Genomic DNA, 15,649 nt, shown 5'->3' on the forward strand with positions numbered 1-15,649 from the left:
ATAAAAATATTTTTTTTTTAATCTATTCGTTGTGCAATAATGCTTGTCTGTTAAGCAATGTTTCCTCGCTTTCAACATGATTATCGTCAGGAATACAACAATCTACTGGACAAACTGCAGCACACTGCGGCTCATCGTGAAAACCTTTACACTCGGTACATTTCCCAGGAACAATATAATACACTTCATCAGAAATTGGTGTTTGTGCAGCATCAGCATCTATCTCAGTTCCATCTGCCAAAATCACTTTTCCTTTTAGCTTTGTACCATCTTTGTATCTCCAATCATCTGCTCCTTCGTATATTGCAGTATTTGGACATTCTGGTTCACAAGCACCACAATTGATGCATTCATCTGTTATTATAATTGCCATTTTCTTATTGGTTATGAGTTAGAAAGTTATGTATTGTGAAGGAAAACTGTTGAACATTTTTTTCTCCATTGACTTATAACTTATTATAGCTTATTTTTGTGCAAAATTACAATCAAAACTATTCATATACAAATTACTTATGTTACAAAACGAAAAAAAAAGAAGTTTTATTGAATTAGGAAAATTTTTAAGTCAGTTTTCCGAAAATAATTCATCAAAGAATCCGACTGTTTTACATAACGATATTTTTTTTGAGGATTGTATCAAATTAATCCATTTATCGCAGTCTCACAACGGCTGGTATACTCCGGAACAAGTTTATTTTGCTATAGAATCATGGGCAGAAGCTTTAAAAGAAGAAAATTTAGGCCAATGGTTATCTGCTTATGAGCCTATAATAAATGAACCTAAAAATATAGCCTTAATTTTAGCAGGAAATATTCCTCTGGTGGGTTTTCATGACTTTTTATCGGTATTGATTTCCGGTCATAACGTATTAGTGAAAACATCTTCAAATGACCAACATTTACTGCCTTTTTTAGCTAAATACATTATTTCTGTTGACCCTGAATTGACACATAAAATCACTTTTGTGGATGGAAAACTAGAAAATTTTGATGCTGTAATCGCAACAGGAAGCAACAATACATCCCGATATTTTGAATATTATTTTAAAGACAAACCTTCTATCATTCGAAAAAGCAGAAATTCGGTAGCGGTTTTAAACGGCGAAGAAACCAAAGAAGACTTAATTGCTTTAGGAGAAGACATATTCCGCTATTTTGGTTTAGGTTGTCGCAATGTTTCTAAATTATTTGTTCCAAAAGACTATTCCTTTAATTCCTTTTTTGAAGCTATTTTCGAATATCAAGACGTTATTCATTACGAAAAATATGCTAATAATTATGATTACAACAAAGCAGTCTTCCTGATGAGTAATTTCAAATTATTAGATAATGGTTTTCTTACTTTAAAAGAAGATAAAAGTCATGCATCACCTATTTCGAGTGTTTTTTATGAATATTACGAAGATCTTACTAATTTAGAACAACAATTACAATCGGAAAGTGAACATATTCAATGCATTGTGAGCAATAATCTGGTTGAAAACAGTATTTCTTTTGGGCAGACTCAAAGGCCTAAATTATGGAATTACGCAGATAACAGAGATACCATTTCGTTTTTGTTAACAATAAAGTAGAAAAATGTTTAATTATTTCGAATTATTTAACGCTTTTTAAACTCCTATTCCCGAAATTTGCATTTTTAAATTTTGGACATAAACTACACCATGAAAAAACACAACTACAGCGCAGGACCTTGTATTTTACCACAAGAAGTTTTTGAAAAATCAGCACAAGCTATTTTAAATTTCAATAATTCTGGCTTATCTATTTTAGAAATTTCGCACCGAAGTAAAGATTTTGTTGCCGTAATGGAAGAAGCAAGAGCACTCGCTATTGAATTATTAGGATTAGAAGGCAAAGGATATCAAGCGCTTTTCCTAGCCGGCGGAGCTAGTTTAGAATTTTTGATGGCACCATATAATTTGATGAAAGAAGGCGGAAAAGCTGCTTATCTTGATTCAGGAACATGGGCAAGTGCTGCAATAAAAGAAGCTAAGTTTTTTGGAGAAACTGTTATTGTAGCTTCTTCAAAAGAAGAAAATTACAATCACATTCCAAAAGGATATACTGTACCAGCTGATGCAGATTATTTCCATTGCACGAGTAACAATACTATTTTTGGAACTCAAATGAAGGAATTCCCTTCTCTTGATATGCCAATTGTATGTGATATGAGTTCTGATATATTTTCAAGAGTATTAGATTTCTCTAAATTTGATATTATTTATGCCGGAGCACAAAAAAATATGGGCCCTGCAGGAACTACTTTGGTTGTTGTTAAAGAAGAAATTCTTGGTAAAAACGGACGTGCAATTCCTAGTATGTTAGATTATACGAAACATATTAAAGCAGAAAGTATGTACAATACTCCACCTGTTTTCCCAGTATATGCTTCATTACTAACGTTACAATGGTTAAAAAACCTTGGCGGAATTGCTGCAATTGAAAAAATAAACAATGCCAAAGCGGCTTTGCTTTATGCAGAAATAGACAGAAACCCATTATTCAAAGGAGCTGCTGTTACTGAAGATCGTTCTAATATGAATGCTACTTTCTTATTAAATGACGAAGCACATGCGCCAATTTTTGATGCTATGTGGAAAGAAGCCGGAATTTCAGGATTACCCGGACACCGTTCAGTAGGAGGTTACAGAGCTTCTATGTACAACGCACTTCCATTAGAGAGCGTTCAAGTATTAGTGGATGTAATGAAAGAATTAGAAACAAAAGTTTAGTCGGTTAATCGTTAATTTGGTTAAACGAAATAACCAGATAACAAATCGATTTTTTAATAAATATCTACGTTAATCAAAATCTAAACGATTAAACGGTTAACCAAAAAAACAAATAAACTAAAAATGAAAGTATTAGCAAACGACGGAATTTCAAAAAGCGGAATTGTAGCTTTAGAAAAAGGTGGATTTGAAGTAATCACTACAAAAGTAGCACAAGAACAAGTGGCTAATTTTGTAAACGAAAATAATGTAAGTGTAGTTTTAGTTCGTAGTGCAACCAAAGTTCGTAAAGATATTATCGATGCATGTCCAGGTCTTAAAATCATTGGTCGTGGTGGTGTAGGAATGGACAATATTGATGTGGATTATGCAAAAAGCAAAGGAATTCACGTAATTAATACCCCTGCATCTTCATCAGAATCTGTAGCAGAATTAGTTTTTGCTCATTTATTCTCTGGTGTTCGTTTCTTACATGATTCAAACAGAAATATGCCTCTTGAAGGAGATTCAAATTTTGAAGGTTTGAAAAAAGCATATGCTAATGGAATTGAATTAAGAGGAAAAACTCTTGGTGTTGTAGGAATTGGCCGTATTGGTCAAGCTACAGCAAAAATGGCATTAGGTTTAGGCATGAAAGTTATCGCAGCTGACAGTTATATTGATAAAGTAGATGTAAAAGTTGAATTTTTTGACGGACAATCTATTACTACAACTATTGTTTCTCAATCATTAGAATCTTTATTTAAAGAAGCTGATTTCATAACATTGCACGTTCCTGCTCAAGATGGTTACATCATCAGTGAGAAAGAATTAGCGATAATGAAAGACGGTGTGGGTATTGTAAACTGTGCTCGTGGTGGTGTTATTGACGAAGTGGCATTAGTAAAAGCATTAGACAGCGGAAAAGTATTATTCGCAGGGTTGGATGTTTTTGAAAACGAACCAACTCCTGAAATGACTATTTTAATGAATTCAAAAATCTCATTAACTCCTCACATTGGAGCTGCAACTGCAGAAGCTCAAGATAGAATTGGAACTGAATTAGCTTCACAAATTATAGGTTTATTGGGTTAGTCTATTTCAATTAAAAATAAAAAAAGGATGTCCACAAAAGACATCCTTTTTTTTATGTTAAAATACAAATAAGCGATGATTTGTTTTTGTAACTTTATGCATCATTTCAACGTCATGAAAAATAGTTTTTACATAGTCGTCCTTATAGTTTCTGTTCTCGTGGGATGTAAAACCTCAAACTCAGGTTTTACAGAGACGAAAAAACCTGCAACATCAATAAATGACACCGTAAGAATTGCAAATGAGGAATTAGAATATGAAGTTATTATCATTGATCCAGGCTTCAGTACTTGGCTAAATACAATGGCTTTACCTCGTGGTTATTATTCCCAATCCTATTTAGAAAGTAAAAATCAGCTTTATGTAAGCGAATGGAATAATCGTGTTATGCAACCGCTAAGATACAACCCGAATCTTTATGAAATGACTATTAATTATGACCCTGCAGTTAATTATGGTTATGAAGTAAATTATTTAATATACAACTATATGATTTATTTTCAGAACAAATACAAACAAAGACTTTTTGGTCATGTTCCCATAAGATAATGTCCCAAAACTTGAATGCTTCATATATTGCAGATGGAAAAATTAAAAAAACGTTGGGGAATTGAAACCAACTTACAACTCACAATCATATTTATCGTTTTTGCGATTACCGGTTCCGCTTCAGCTTGGGTTTCAAAACCATTTTGTTTTTGGCTGGGAATTGTAAAAGAAGACTTAGGCTATTTATTCACACCTATCAGGTTGCTATTAATTTTCCCTTTATACCAAGTTTTATTAGTTGCAATTGGATTGATTTTTGGACAATTCAAATTCTTTTGGGCATTCGAGAAAAAAATGTTGAAACGAATGGGATTAGGTTTTCTGTTTAAAGAACAATAACATTATTTGACACGACCTTTATTCTTTTTTTATCCAATAATTATAGATCCAAGTCATTGTAAATGTTGGAATAAAATCTGAAAACGGTAAAATTTCTTCTAAATAAGTAATCACTCCTCCTACTTTTCCCACGGTTCCTTTATACATCCAAGTCATCAGAAATCCCGCTAATGGCGCCCAAACTACATCTGTAAATTCACCCACAAAAGGAATCGTAAACGACAACATACCTATAGCATCAAAAAGTAATCCTAAGAGCAGCTGTTTCTTTTTATTTGTTTTTGTTTCCGATGCGGTTTCTATTGGTATTATTTCTTTCATTATCACTAATCTAAATTTTAAATCTAGTTAACAAAACTAATGCCAATTACTTTTTGAGTTTATCTGAATATACCTTTTTCAACTTCTCCATTTTTGGTGTGATCACATAATTACAATACGATTGTGTTTTATTTAGATTGTAATAATTACTATGATACGTTTCTGCAGGATAGAAAATTGGCGCTAATGACACTTTGGTTACGACTGGTTTTCCAAAAGTATTTTCATGATTCAAAATCGAAATATACTCTAAAGACAGTTGTTTCTGATTTTCATTATGATAAAAAATTTCACTTCGGTATTGAGTACCAATATCATTTCCTTGACGATTTAAGGTTGTAGGATCATGAGTCGCAAAAAAGAGTTCCAGTAATTCCCCGAAAGAAATTATATTTGGATCAAAAACAATCTCAATTGCTTCTGCATGACCTGTATCTCCGTTACAAATTTCTTTATATGTTGGATTCTGCGTCAATCCACCAATGTAGCCCGAGCGAACTGACTTTACACCTTCTATTGCTAAAAAAACGGCTTCGGTACACCAAAAACAACCTCCCGCAAATGTTGCCGTTTCTAATTCTTGATTCATTTCCATTATTTTTCTTAATTGATTATAAATTCTATTTCTAAAAAAATCAAACTGATTCCTTTTCTTCTTTTCAAAGTTATTCATTATTATTCATCTGCCCATTTATTAACTTTTATTTATAGTCTGTTGCACTTAAATTTATAAGGTCTTCCATTTCATTATCGACAGAATCTTTGTTTCTTTGTAAAAACAGTTTCAAATGATACAGGCAAAAAACATACATAAATATTACGATCAACTTCAAGTTTTAAAAGGAGTCGATTTACACATTTTGAAAGGCGAAATTGTTTCGATTGTTGGCGCTTCCGGTGCCGGAAAAACTACTTTATTACAAATTTTAGGCACTTTAGACAAACCAACTATAGAAGCAGGAACAACTTTATCTATCAATGGCGAAGAAGTGCTAACCATGAATGACAAATCACTATCTAAATTCAGGAATTTGAATTTAGGTTTTATTTTTCAATTTCATCAACTTTTACCTGAATTTACCGCTTTAGAAAACGTATGTATTCCCGCTTATATTGCCGGAAAAAAACCTGCAGAAACAGAAATCGAAGCAAAAAAATTATTGGATTATCTGGGGCTTTCGCACCGCATAAACCACAAACCAAATGAACTTTCCGGTGGCGAACAACAACGAGTTGCCGTAGCCAGAGCATTAATAAACAAACCTGACGTTATTTTTGCCGATGAACCTTCGGGTAATCTTGACACCCATTCTGCCGAAAATTTACATCAATTATTCTTTCAACTTCGCGATGAATTCGGACAGACTTTTGTTATTGTAACCCATAACGAAGAATTAGCCAATATGGCCGACAGAAAACTAGTGATGGTTGACGGACAAATCAGTTTATAATACTCAAAAGTTTAGTTCAAAAAATGAATTCATCCGAACTCAAAGAATTTCTTGACGAAAAAGTGTTGTTGTATAACAACTTTGACTTTATCGAAAGTGATCCTGTACAGATTCCGCATTTATTTTCTCAAAAAGAAGATATTGAAATTTCCGGATTTTTGAGCGCAACAATCGCTTGGGGAAATCGCAAAATGATTATCAAAAATTCTCATAGAATGATGGATTTGATGGGAAACTCGCCTTATGATTTTGTAATGTCTCACTCCGAAACCGACTTAGAACGATTAGAAAATTTTGTTCACAGAACGTTTAACGGACAGGATTTTACGAGTTTCATCAAAAGTTTGCAGCATATCTACAAAAATCACAACGGACTGGAAGCTGTTTTTTCGGCGAACCAAGAAGCACATTCGATGCAAAAAAGCATCCATGAATTCAAAAAAATATTTTTTGAAATACCCCATCAATACCGAACACAAAAACACATTTCGGATCCCTTAAACAATTCTGCGGCAAAAAGAATAAATATGTACCTGAGATGGATGATTCGACAAGACAATAAAGGAGTTGACTTAGGGATTTGGAAGAACATTTCTCCCGCACTTCTGTCCTGCCCTTTGGATGTTCATTCCGGAAACGTGGCTCGAAAATTAGGAATCCTTACCCGAAAACAAAATGACGGAAAAGCATTAACCGAATTAGATTTGAAACTTAGAGAGTTCGATGTTGAAGATCCGGTTAAATATGATTTTGCTTTATTTGGTTTAGGTGTGTTTGAGGGATTTTAATGTAATACGTCGAAAATTTTTTTTTAAGGGCTGTTTTATTTGTAATATTACAACATAAAACACTGTATATCATGGACTTATTTATTTTATATCTAAAATATTATATCATTCCGACACTACTAATTTCAACTGTCTTATTGACACTTCTCTTACTTTTTAAACGAATATACTACGAGCAAAAAAAACCGCTCAAGGAATCAATTACTAATAAAGTAGAAATTTTCCTGACAGAAATGATTCTGTCAAAATCAAATAAAGAAATCCTAAGGAAGAATTTATCTGAATTCAGAAAAGAAATTCCACTTCATAAATCATGGTGTAAGGAAATGGTCATTAACGATATGATTCGTTTTAAACAAAACTTAAAGGGAAAATCAGCTGAACATGTAAATTATTTTTATCAGGTTCTTAAACTCAATACGTATTCGGCAGGATTAATTCGAGATTTTAGAAACTATAACAAATGTGAAGGTTTTTATCATTATCAGGCTTTGGATTATAAGGAAGGAATGCCACTAATAAAACCTTATCTCAAACATTCTAATATTATTATTCAGTCGAATGCTAATATGGCCTACATCTCATTATCCAAAAACATCATGGAAAGTTTCAAGGAATTTTCCGCTAAAATTTCCTTTTTGAACAGCATAAAAATAATGGATATTTTTCATGAGAAAAAAGTCCCTATGCCAAAAAATATTGACGAATGGATAGCAACCAATAACAATTCGGTAACACGATTAGGGCTAAAAACTATGGTCTATTACAATTACAGAAACAGGTCAAAAGAAATCATAGCATTGCTTAAAAAAGAAGATGATGTTTTAAAGAAAGAAGTTCTGATTACTGTTCGAGAACTCTTTTTGACAGAGGCTAAAGAAGATTTAATGTCCCTTTTTGAAACTTCTTCTGTAGAAATAAAATCAGAAATTCTGGAATCATTGAAAGTCATTGGTGATGAGAGTATAATTCCGTTCTTAAAACATCAAATACAATTAGAAACGAATAAAGACATCAAACTAAAAGCTGTTGATTGTTTGAATCAATTGAACAAAACAGCCTTAGATGAATTGGCAGATATGGATTCTGACACTGCAAAAATGGTTAAACACGTAAGAGAAATTTATTTATGATACATAATATAACCTATCAGCTCATTCATTCTTATGAAATTTTCATATTCATTTTTTCTGTAACCTACATTTTGATTTATGTTATTTTATCGTTTTTGTCTTATTATGCAATCTCAAAACATCTGAGATATCAAAAATTTATTTCGGAAGATATTCTCACCAGATCCAATCATGTATTAGGTGTTTCGGTTGTTGCTCCTGCTTTTAATGAAGGCGTAAATATTGTATATAACGTAAAATCATTATTGTCATTAACCTATCCGAAATATGAAATCATTATCATAAATGACGGTAGTACTGATGACACATTAACAAAATTAATAACTGAATTTGAATTGGTTAAAATCGATTTTTACTATCAGGAAAAAATTGTGACCCGACCCGTAAACGGACATTATAAATCGACCAATCCTATCTATTCAAAATTGATGGTTGTTGATAAAGAGAATGGAAAAAGTAAAGCTGATGCTTCTAATGCCGGTATTAATTCCGCTCAATATCCTTTATTTTTATGTACTGATGTAGATTGTATCCTTAAAAGAGATACCATTCTCAAATTAGCAAAACCTTTCATGGAGAATGAAACCAAAGTAATTGCAACCGGAGCCGGAATCCGAATTTCAAATTCCTGTGAAGTTGAAGAAGGTTTTTTACACAAAGTACATTTCCCGAAAGATTGGTATCCAAGATTCCAAGAATTAGAGTATGTTCGTTCGTTTCTCTTTGGTAGAATGGCTTGGAGCCAAATCAACGGATTACTTTTAGTTTCAGGTGGATTGGGAATGTTTGACAAAGAAATCGCTATTAAAGTAGGTGGTTATTGGCATAAATCATTAGGCGAAGACATGGAACTAATTACCCGAATGCGAAAACACATGCACGAAAACAAACAGAAATTTTTAATAAAATACATTCCTGAATCCTTATGCTGGACAGAAGTTCCAGAAACAAGAGAAGTCTTATTAAGACAAAGAACCCGCTGGGCAAGAGGACTTGTTCAAACACTTTACTTACATCGCAAAATGTTTTTTAACCCAAAATATGGCAAAACTGCTTTCCTGATATTACCATTCTTCTTTATGTTTGAATTTTTGGTACCCATCATAGAATTCTTTGGAATTATTGCTCTGACAACAAGCTTTATTATGGGATTTACAAATATTGAATACTTGGTAACGGTAAGTATATTTGTATATATTTTCTATTTATTAATTACATTGATTTCTATTTTGATAGATGACTTACTGTACAAAAGCTATGCAAATCACAAAGAATTAATCCTCTTAATTTTAATGGCCGCCATAGAACCCTTTGTTTATCATCCGTTAAATGTTTTTGCTTCGCTAAAAGGATACTGGCTCTTTTTTAGACAAACAGAACAAAAATGGGGAATAATGATTCGTAAAGGATATGGCACCATACAAAAACAAACCTCTTGATTAACCTTAAAACCAGAAGTATAATTTGTACTTAATTTTACCAGAATTCAAAATACTGTTGCCGGTTTATCCATTCGGCAAACCATTAATACTCCGTTTGATTGCGTAACTTTGGTCCCAGAAAAGTTCAAATCTTTAGATTCGTTCAACAATAAATGGAGAATCTTTTGAAGTATTAAAACTACTCCAGAAACTAAAATACCATTTAGCGTTAACGATAATTAACATTGGCATTATAAATTTAAAAATATGTACTCTAAACAACTAATTTTATTCAGAATACTATTTTTCTTAATTCTTTTCAGCTTCAAAACGATGGCTCAATCTACTATTATTATAGAAAATAAAAAAGCATCCGAAAATGTAATTCACATAACAAATGAAAGTGAAAAACCAGCTGCGTTACTTTTAAAATCCTATTTAGATAAAAGCTTTTTAAATTCTTTTTTAATTGAACTCGGAAATAAGAAAAATGAAAAATCGGCAATAATTAATCTTGAAATAACAAATGTAGAAGATGCTTTGGCAAAAAACACATTTACTATTAAAAGTGATGCCACGTCTATTTACTTGATTGCTCCTAATGAAAAATTATTGCGATATGCTGTTTATACACTTTTAGAAAATTGGGGATTTAGAAAATTCACTTCAAAAGATACTTACATACCACAGATAAAACAGGTTGAATTTCCAAGAAACACAGTGCAACAGCACCAACCTTCATTTGAATATAGAGTATTATTGTATCCGGATGCATATGATGAGGATTTTAGAGATTGGCATAAACTGGATTGGCATTTAGACGATTTTAGCGTTTGGGGACATTCGTTTGACAAACTGTTGCCTCCAGGAACTTATTTTAAAACCAATCCTGATTTTTTTGCACTGTACGAAGGCAAACGTATGGCGGAATCTATTTGTATGACGAACGATAGCGTCATAGAACTTGTGGCCAATAAAATGCAAAAAGTAATTGACGAAAATCCAAATCTTTCCTTTTACTCTGTAAGTCAAAACGATAATGCCATTTATTGCGAATGTGATAAATGTGGATTATTAAATGAAAAATACGGTGGTCCGCAAGGTTCTCTTTATTCGTTTTTGAATAAAATTGCTATCCGTTTTCCTAAAACGAAAATAGTAACTTTAGCTTATTTACATACGTATAAACCACCCATTGACCTGCCATTAGAAAAAAACATATATACTTTGTTTTGCCCAATTGAATTGAATCGAGGAAAAGCAATCATAGACGATACCGATGATACTTTTTTTATAAAAACACTTCAAAATTGGGATAAAACGGCTTCCCATCTTTATTTATGGGATTATACCGTTCAGTTTTCAAATTACCTGTCGCCTTTTCCTAACATTCATACTTTTGCAGATAATTACAAACTCTTTAAACAAAATAATGTAAAAGGTGTTTTTGTTCAAGGATATGCTGATGTTCCCGGAGATTTTACAGAGCTAAGACAATACCTTTTGGCCAAATTATTATGGAATACCGAAATAGATATTGAAGCCACAACCGATGATTTCTTAAGAGGATTTTATGGAAAAGCTGCACCTTATGTAAAAAAATATCTGAATCAATTAACGGAAAACCAACTAATATCAAATGCTGTTTTAGACATATACTCCGGTCCTGTTCAAAGCAGAATGACATTCTTGTCTCCTGAAAAAATGGATCTTTATGACCAATTGCTAGATGAAGCTGCAGTAGCCGTTGATGAAAACCCGAAATTACAATACCGAATAAAAAAATTACGACTCGCTTTAGAATTTGTATATTTTGAACAATCAAAGTTTTACGGAAAAGACCAGCACGGCATGTTTTTTATAAATGATAAAGGGTTGAAAGAAGTTAAAAAAGGACTTAATGAAAGAGTACGGAATTTTGCTGAAAATTGTAAAGAATTCGGAATATATGAATTGAGCGAGGGCGGATTATCACCGGAACAATACTATCAGGAATGGATTGAAATTGGATCAAAAACAATACACCATCTTGGAGAAAACTTAAAGGTTAATTTTATAACTCCTCCTGCAGAAGACTTTAAAGGAAAAGGAAGTTATGGCCTAGTTGATGGAGTTATTGGCAACAAAGATTATAACATCAACTGGATTGGCTGGTATGGAACAAATCCGGAAATAGAACTGATAACCAATAAACTCGAATTTAATCGAATTAAAATTAATTTTTTGGACAACCAAAGACATTGGATTTTTCCGCCTGAAAAAATTGAAGTTTATGGTTTTAAAAATAAAAAATGGCAAGTTCTCACTCATAAAAATTTAGATAATTTAACAGAAAATTATATCACAGAAATTACTGAAATAGAATTAGTTAACGAAAAATTTAGTAAATTTGATAAACTAAAAGTGGTTCTTCACAATCAAGAAAATTTACCCCTTTGGCAAAAAAGAAAAAACAAAAAACCAATGGTCATGATAGATGAGATTCAATTGTATAATAACTAAAATTTCTCAAAATGAGTAGTACAAAAAAAATATTAATAATCGACGACGATGAATTAATGATCAAGATTCTAAAATTCATTCTCCATAAAGAAGGCTATCAATTAAGCGTTGCAAAAGATGGTTTAAGTGCAATGAGACAGATGACTTTAATAGTTCCGGATATGGTAATTACAGATCTTATTTTACCATACAAATCCGGGCTTGAGGTAATTAATTTTGTTAAAAATAATTTTGAGAAAACTGCAATAATTGTTTTATCAGCTTTAGGTGAAGAAGAACAATCAGTCACTGAAGCATTCAAACTTGGTGCTGACGATTTTGTTTCAAAACCCTTCAATCCAAAGGAATTATTACTAAGGGTAAAGCGATTTTTAAAATCTGAATCCAATGAAAAACAATCAAAAGGACCAGTATTCCTTAATGATTAAAATTTATTTTCCAAAAGCACTCACAACATTACTTTCAACTACTAAATTTAAAAACAATCCACTAAACCAGTCATAATTCAAATTTAAAACTCAATCAAAATCAAGTTATTCTGTAAAAAAAAATTGATTTAATTAATGCTTTGACCGTTAATTTTTTATATTTACCTTTATGCTGTTAAAATTCACTTACTATTACAATAGTACTTAGTGTTATTATTAACTAATTTAAGGATACAACTATAGAATAAATCAAACAAAGCATGGTAAATTACTTGTGGTTTCTGATTAGGAACACTTACAATATGATTTTTTTTTCAAATTCAAATTCTAGCTTTGAAGATTTCTTTGCAGGTGCAAAAAAAGAATTATCAAATATTAATTATTCCTTTTTTACTACTGAATTTTCGTATGAAATACTTAAGTATTTTGTTATACCTTTTTTATTATTCCTTATCATACTTTTGGTAATTTTGTTAATTGCAAACCGCTATGGTTTTGAAAAAAAACTGATTCTAAAAAAAGAAGTTGAAATAAAAATAAATGATTTTCTTACTGAAATTATTTTCTCTGACTACACACCTCAAGAAACAAAAGAAAAAATAAATTTGTTTAAAGAACAAGAAGTTCCCTTTAAAAAAAAATGGTGTAGAGGGATAATCCTAAATAATATAATTACTGTAAAACGAAATATCAACGGAGTCAATCCAAACCAGATGTTATTGATTTACAAATACTTTGGATTTCACGCTTACAGTGACAAACTCATTCGAAGTAGTAACTGGGAAAATAAATTATTAGGGATTTATCATTATCAAATATTAGAATATAAAATAAAAACAGGACATATACGACCTAATATATATGTCAAAAATAAGTTTTTAAAGTCTAATGCCTTGATTGCAGTCATATCTCTTTCAGATGAAAAATTTGAATTTTTAAGCAAATATCAGAAAAAAATATCAACTGCTGATGAGCTTAAAATACTTGATATAATCTATCAGAAAAAATCTGCTTTACCTAAAAATATTAATGATTGGATCCACAATAAAAATAGCTCAATTGTAACATTGGCTATCAAATTAATGGTGCGATATAGAGAATCATTGACAATTGATCAAATAAAACATCTTTTGACTAATCCAAATGACCGCGTACGAAAAGAGACTCTGTCAGCCATAAGAACACTATATACAATCGAAGCGTCTGATATTTTAATAGATTACTATAAAGCCGAAACTAATAAACGCAATAAAATTTCTACTCTAAAGACTATGAGCGTTATAGGCGACAATGAAACTAAAGATTTTATTGCGAGTATAATGACACAAGAAAAAGACTTGGAAGTAAAATTTGAAATGATTAATTGTATTATTAAAATTGACAAAACCTTTTTTGACACATACAAATCAGATGATATCTCAGAAAACGAAGTCGTGAATAGAATTATTTTACATGTTAATAACCCACATTTAAATTGAATACATTAAAAAATATAATCAGGGCATATGAAATTTTTATTTCTTACTATTCTGTAAGCTATATTATTTTCTACTTATTATTAGCTATACTATCATGGGTAGCAATAAAAAGATATTATAAATCTAAATACTTCTTACTTAAAGAAATACTCGTAAAATCAAATCATGTTGTTGGTGTATCAATAGTTGCACCAGCTTTTAATGAAGAAACAACGATAGTATATAACGTTAAATCTTTACTTTTTCAAGAATATCCAAAATTTGAAGTTGTCATTATAAATGATGGTAGTACTGACAGCACCCTTGAAAAATTAATAAAAGAGTTCAGCCTTGTCAAAGTCGACTTTTTTTATCAAGACAAAATACCAACTCAACCAGTAAGAGGACATTATAAATCTACAGATCCAATATATTCAAAACTGCTTGTTGTGGATAAAGAAAACGGAAAAAGTAAAGCTGATGCCTCAAATGCTGGTATCAATTCTGCAAAATACAGTCTTTTTTTGTGTACTGATGTAGATTGTATTTTGAGAAAAGATACCATTTCAATGTTAGCTAAACCTTTCATTGAAAATACAGAAAAAGTTATTGCTACAGGAGCTGCAATACGAATTTCAAATTCTTGTGAATTTAAAGACGGAATGCTTTATCAATCCCATTTTCCGGACAACTTTTTTGCTCGCTTTCAAGAATTAGAATATATTCGTTCTTTTTTATTCGGCAGAATGGCATGGAGTAAAATAAATGGTCTACTTTTAGTTTCAGGAGGTTTAGGCATGTTCGACAAACAAACCGCAATAGAAGCAGGAGGATACTGGCATAAATCGTTGGGGGAGGACATGGAACTCATCACGAGAATGAGAAAACTGATGCATGAGAAAAAAGAAAAATTTTTAATCGTTTATATTCCTGAATCACTTTGTTGGACAGAAGTTCCTGCTAGTATGACTATTTTTCTAAGACAAAGAGTTCGCTGGGCAAGAGGTTTAATTCAAACGCTATTCTTGCATAAAAAAACAATTTTTAACCCTAAATACGGGATGACAGGTTTAGTAATACTACCCTACTATTTGTTCTTTGAATTTGCAGTACCCATTTTAGAAGTTTTAGGATTGATTGTACTAACATTAGATTTTTTATTTTTTTCAATTAATTATAATTTCTTGTTTATAGCTAGTGCTTTTGTATATTTATTTTACATTACAATAACTCTAATTTCTGTATTTTTAGATCAATTAATTTATAAACATTATACAGGAATTAAGGAAGTACTTATTTTGTTAGTGATGGTGTTCATTGAACCCGTTGTTTTCCACCCTATAAATGTTTATGCTTCTATCAAAGGGTATTGGCACTTCTTTAGACAAAAAGAACAGTCATGGGGAGTTATGATCAGACAAGGCTTTAACAAAAATGATTCATTACAATAA

At 31.4% G+C, this 15,649-nt stretch carries 16 protein-coding genes; 13 read left to right on the plus strand and 3 right to left on the minus strand.

The genetic code is table 11. The features are described 5' to 3' along the window. Nucleotides 1-22 precede the first annotated feature (22 nt). On the minus strand, nt 23-373 hold the full coding sequence (locus tag O6P34_RS00535) for a 4Fe-4S dicluster domain-containing protein (RefSeq protein ID WP_269685418.1): 351 nt from the start codon (nt 371-373) through the stop codon (nt 23-25). 139 nt (nt 374-512) lie between these two features. On the opposite strand from O6P34_RS00535, the gene O6P34_RS00540 reads away from it, so the two are divergent. The 5 genes from O6P34_RS00540 to O6P34_RS00560 all read left to right on the plus strand — a co-directional run bounded on the left by O6P34_RS00540 (nt 513) and on the right by O6P34_RS00560 (nt 4,697). Beyond that, nucleotides 513-1,574, plus strand: coding sequence for an acyl-CoA reductase (locus O6P34_RS00540; protein ID WP_269685419.1), 1,062 nt, complete (start codon nt 513-515; stop codon nt 1,572-1,574). A 90-nt stretch (nt 1,575-1,664) separates the two neighbouring features. Further along, on the plus strand, nt 1,665-2,735 hold the full coding sequence (gene serC / locus O6P34_RS00545; RefSeq protein ID WP_269685420.1) for a 3-phosphoserine/phosphohydroxythreonine transaminase: 1,071 nt from the start codon (nt 1,665-1,667) through the stop codon (nt 2,733-2,735). Between the two features lie 123 nt (nt 2,736-2,858). Beyond that, complete coding sequence (locus O6P34_RS00550; RefSeq protein ID WP_269685421.1) at nt 2,859-3,809, plus strand: D-2-hydroxyacid dehydrogenase; 951 nt, start codon at nt 2,859-2,861, stop codon at nt 3,807-3,809. 114 nt (nt 3,810-3,923) lie between these two features. Continuing rightward, on the plus strand, nt 3,924-4,358 hold the full coding sequence (locus O6P34_RS00555; RefSeq protein WP_269685422.1) for a DUF6146 family protein: 435 nt from the start codon (nt 3,924-3,926) through the stop codon (nt 4,356-4,358). A gap of 33 nt (nt 4,359-4,391) precedes the next feature. Beyond that, nucleotides 4,392-4,697 carry a DUF6787 family protein gene (locus tag O6P34_RS00560; RefSeq protein ID WP_269685423.1) on the plus strand — a complete coding sequence of 102 codons (306 nt, stop codon included), beginning with the start codon at nt 4,392-4,394 and terminating at the stop codon, nt 4,695-4,697. Nucleotides 4,698-4,715: 18 nt separating this feature from the next. Here O6P34_RS00560 and O6P34_RS00565 read toward each other — a convergent pair whose 3' ends face one another. Next, on the minus strand, nt 4,716-5,018 hold the full coding sequence (locus O6P34_RS00565) for a hypothetical protein (RefSeq protein ID WP_269685424.1): 303 nt from the start codon (nt 5,016-5,018) through the stop codon (nt 4,716-4,718). Between the two features lie 46 nt (nt 5,019-5,064). Continuing rightward, nucleotides 5,065-5,607 carry a peptide-methionine (S)-S-oxide reductase MsrA gene (gene msrA, locus O6P34_RS00570; RefSeq protein WP_432419580.1) on the minus strand — a complete coding sequence of 181 codons (543 nt, stop codon included), beginning with the start codon at nt 5,605-5,607 and terminating at the stop codon, nt 5,065-5,067. A 199-nt stretch (nt 5,608-5,806) separates the two neighbouring features. Between msrA and O6P34_RS00575 the strand changes: the two genes are divergently transcribed. The 8 genes from O6P34_RS00575 (at nt 5,807) to O6P34_RS00610 (ending at nt 15,649) form a co-directional block, all read left to right on the plus strand. After that, on the plus strand, nt 5,807-6,469 hold the full coding sequence (locus O6P34_RS00575; protein WP_269685425.1) for an ABC transporter ATP-binding protein: 663 nt from the start codon (nt 5,807-5,809) through the stop codon (nt 6,467-6,469). 23 nt (nt 6,470-6,492) lie between these two features. Then, nucleotides 6,493-7,257, plus strand: coding sequence for a TIGR02757 family protein (locus tag O6P34_RS00580; protein ID WP_269685426.1), 765 nt, complete (start codon nt 6,493-6,495; stop codon nt 7,255-7,257). 71 nt (nt 7,258-7,328) lie between these two features. Next, nucleotides 7,329-8,390: a HEAT repeat domain-containing protein gene (locus O6P34_RS00585; RefSeq protein ID WP_269685427.1), complete on the plus strand. Its 1,062-nt coding sequence runs from the start codon at nt 7,329-7,331 to the stop codon at nt 8,388-8,390. Next, nucleotides 8,387-9,829 (plus strand): glycosyltransferase family 2 protein, encoded by a 1,443-nt coding sequence (locus O6P34_RS00590; RefSeq protein ID WP_269685428.1) that lies wholly within the window; start codon nt 8,387-8,389, stop codon nt 9,827-9,829. The genes O6P34_RS00585 and O6P34_RS00590 overlap by 4 nt, the downstream gene beginning before the upstream one ends. Nucleotides 9,830-10,144: 315 nt before the next feature. Continuing rightward, nucleotides 10,145-12,313: a DUF4838 domain-containing protein gene (locus O6P34_RS00595; protein WP_269685429.1), complete on the plus strand. Its 2,169-nt coding sequence runs from the start codon at nt 10,145-10,147 to the stop codon at nt 12,311-12,313. Nucleotides 12,314-12,324: 11 nt separating this feature from the next. Beyond that, the gene (locus O6P34_RS00600; protein ID WP_269685430.1) at nt 12,325-12,741 is read left to right on the plus strand and encodes a response regulator transcription factor; all 417 of its coding nucleotides are present in this window, start codon (nt 12,325-12,327) and stop codon (nt 12,739-12,741) included. A 302-nt stretch (nt 12,742-13,043) separates the two neighbouring features. Next, complete coding sequence (locus O6P34_RS00605; RefSeq protein ID WP_269685431.1) at nt 13,044-14,219, plus strand: HEAT repeat domain-containing protein; 1,176 nt, start codon at nt 13,044-13,046, stop codon at nt 14,217-14,219. Beyond that, complete coding sequence (locus O6P34_RS00610; RefSeq protein ID WP_269685432.1) at nt 14,216-15,649, plus strand: glycosyltransferase family 2 protein; 1,434 nt, start codon at nt 14,216-14,218, stop codon at nt 15,647-15,649. Before O6P34_RS00605 ends, O6P34_RS00610 begins: the two co-directional genes overlap by 4 nt.

The organism is Flavobacterium lacustre (assembly GCF_027474525.2).
Lineage (GTDB): Bacteria > Bacteroidota > Bacteroidia > Flavobacteriales > Flavobacteriaceae > Flavobacterium > Flavobacterium lacustre.

Bases quoted from the DNA above. Each gene is read 5' to 3' on its own strand.
- O6P34_RS00555 (WP_269685422.1), top strand. From the start codon at position 3,924: ATGAAAAATAGTTTTTACATAGTCGTCCTTATAGTTTCTGTTCTCGTG.
- serC (WP_269685420.1), top strand. From the start codon at position 1,665: ATGAAAAAACACAACTACAGCGCAGGACCTTGTATTTTACCACAAGAA.
- O6P34_RS00585 (WP_269685427.1), top strand. From the start codon at position 7,329: ATGGACTTATTTATTTTATATCTAAAATATTATATCATTCCGACACTA.
- O6P34_RS00580 (WP_269685426.1), top strand. From the start codon at position 6,493: ATGAATTCATCCGAACTCAAAGAATTTCTTGACGAAAAAGTGTTGTTG.
- O6P34_RS00565 (WP_269685424.1), bottom strand. From the start codon at position 5,018: ATGAAAGAAATAATACCAATAGAAACCGCATCGGAAACAAAAACAAAT.
- O6P34_RS00590 (WP_269685428.1), top strand. From the start codon at position 8,387: ATGATACATAATATAACCTATCAGCTCATTCATTCTTATGAAATTTTC.
- O6P34_RS00540 (WP_269685419.1), top strand. From the start codon at position 513: ATGTTACAAAACGAAAAAAAAAGAAGTTTTATTGAATTAGGAAAATTT.
- O6P34_RS00560 (WP_269685423.1), top strand. From the start codon at position 4,392: ATGGAAAAATTAAAAAAACGTTGGGGAATTGAAACCAACTTACAACTC.
- O6P34_RS00600 (WP_269685430.1), top strand. From the start codon at position 12,325: ATGAGTAGTACAAAAAAAATATTAATAATCGACGACGATGAATTAATG.
- O6P34_RS00595 (WP_269685429.1), top strand. From the start codon at position 10,145: ATGGCTCAATCTACTATTATTATAGAAAATAAAAAAGCATCCGAAAAT.
- O6P34_RS00575 (WP_269685425.1), top strand. From the start codon at position 5,807: ATGATACAGGCAAAAAACATACATAAATATTACGATCAACTTCAAGTT.
- O6P34_RS00550 (WP_269685421.1), top strand. From the start codon at position 2,859: ATGAAAGTATTAGCAAACGACGGAATTTCAAAAAGCGGAATTGTAGCT.
- msrA (WP_432419580.1), bottom strand. From the start codon at position 5,607: ATGAATCAAGAATTAGAAACGGCAACATTTGCGGGAGGTTGTTTTTGG.
- O6P34_RS00605 (WP_269685431.1), top strand. From the start codon at position 13,044: ATGATTTTTTTTTCAAATTCAAATTCTAGCTTTGAAGATTTCTTTGCA.
- O6P34_RS00535 (WP_269685418.1), bottom strand. From the start codon at position 373: ATGGCAATTATAATAACAGATGAATGCATCAATTGTGGTGCTTGTGAA.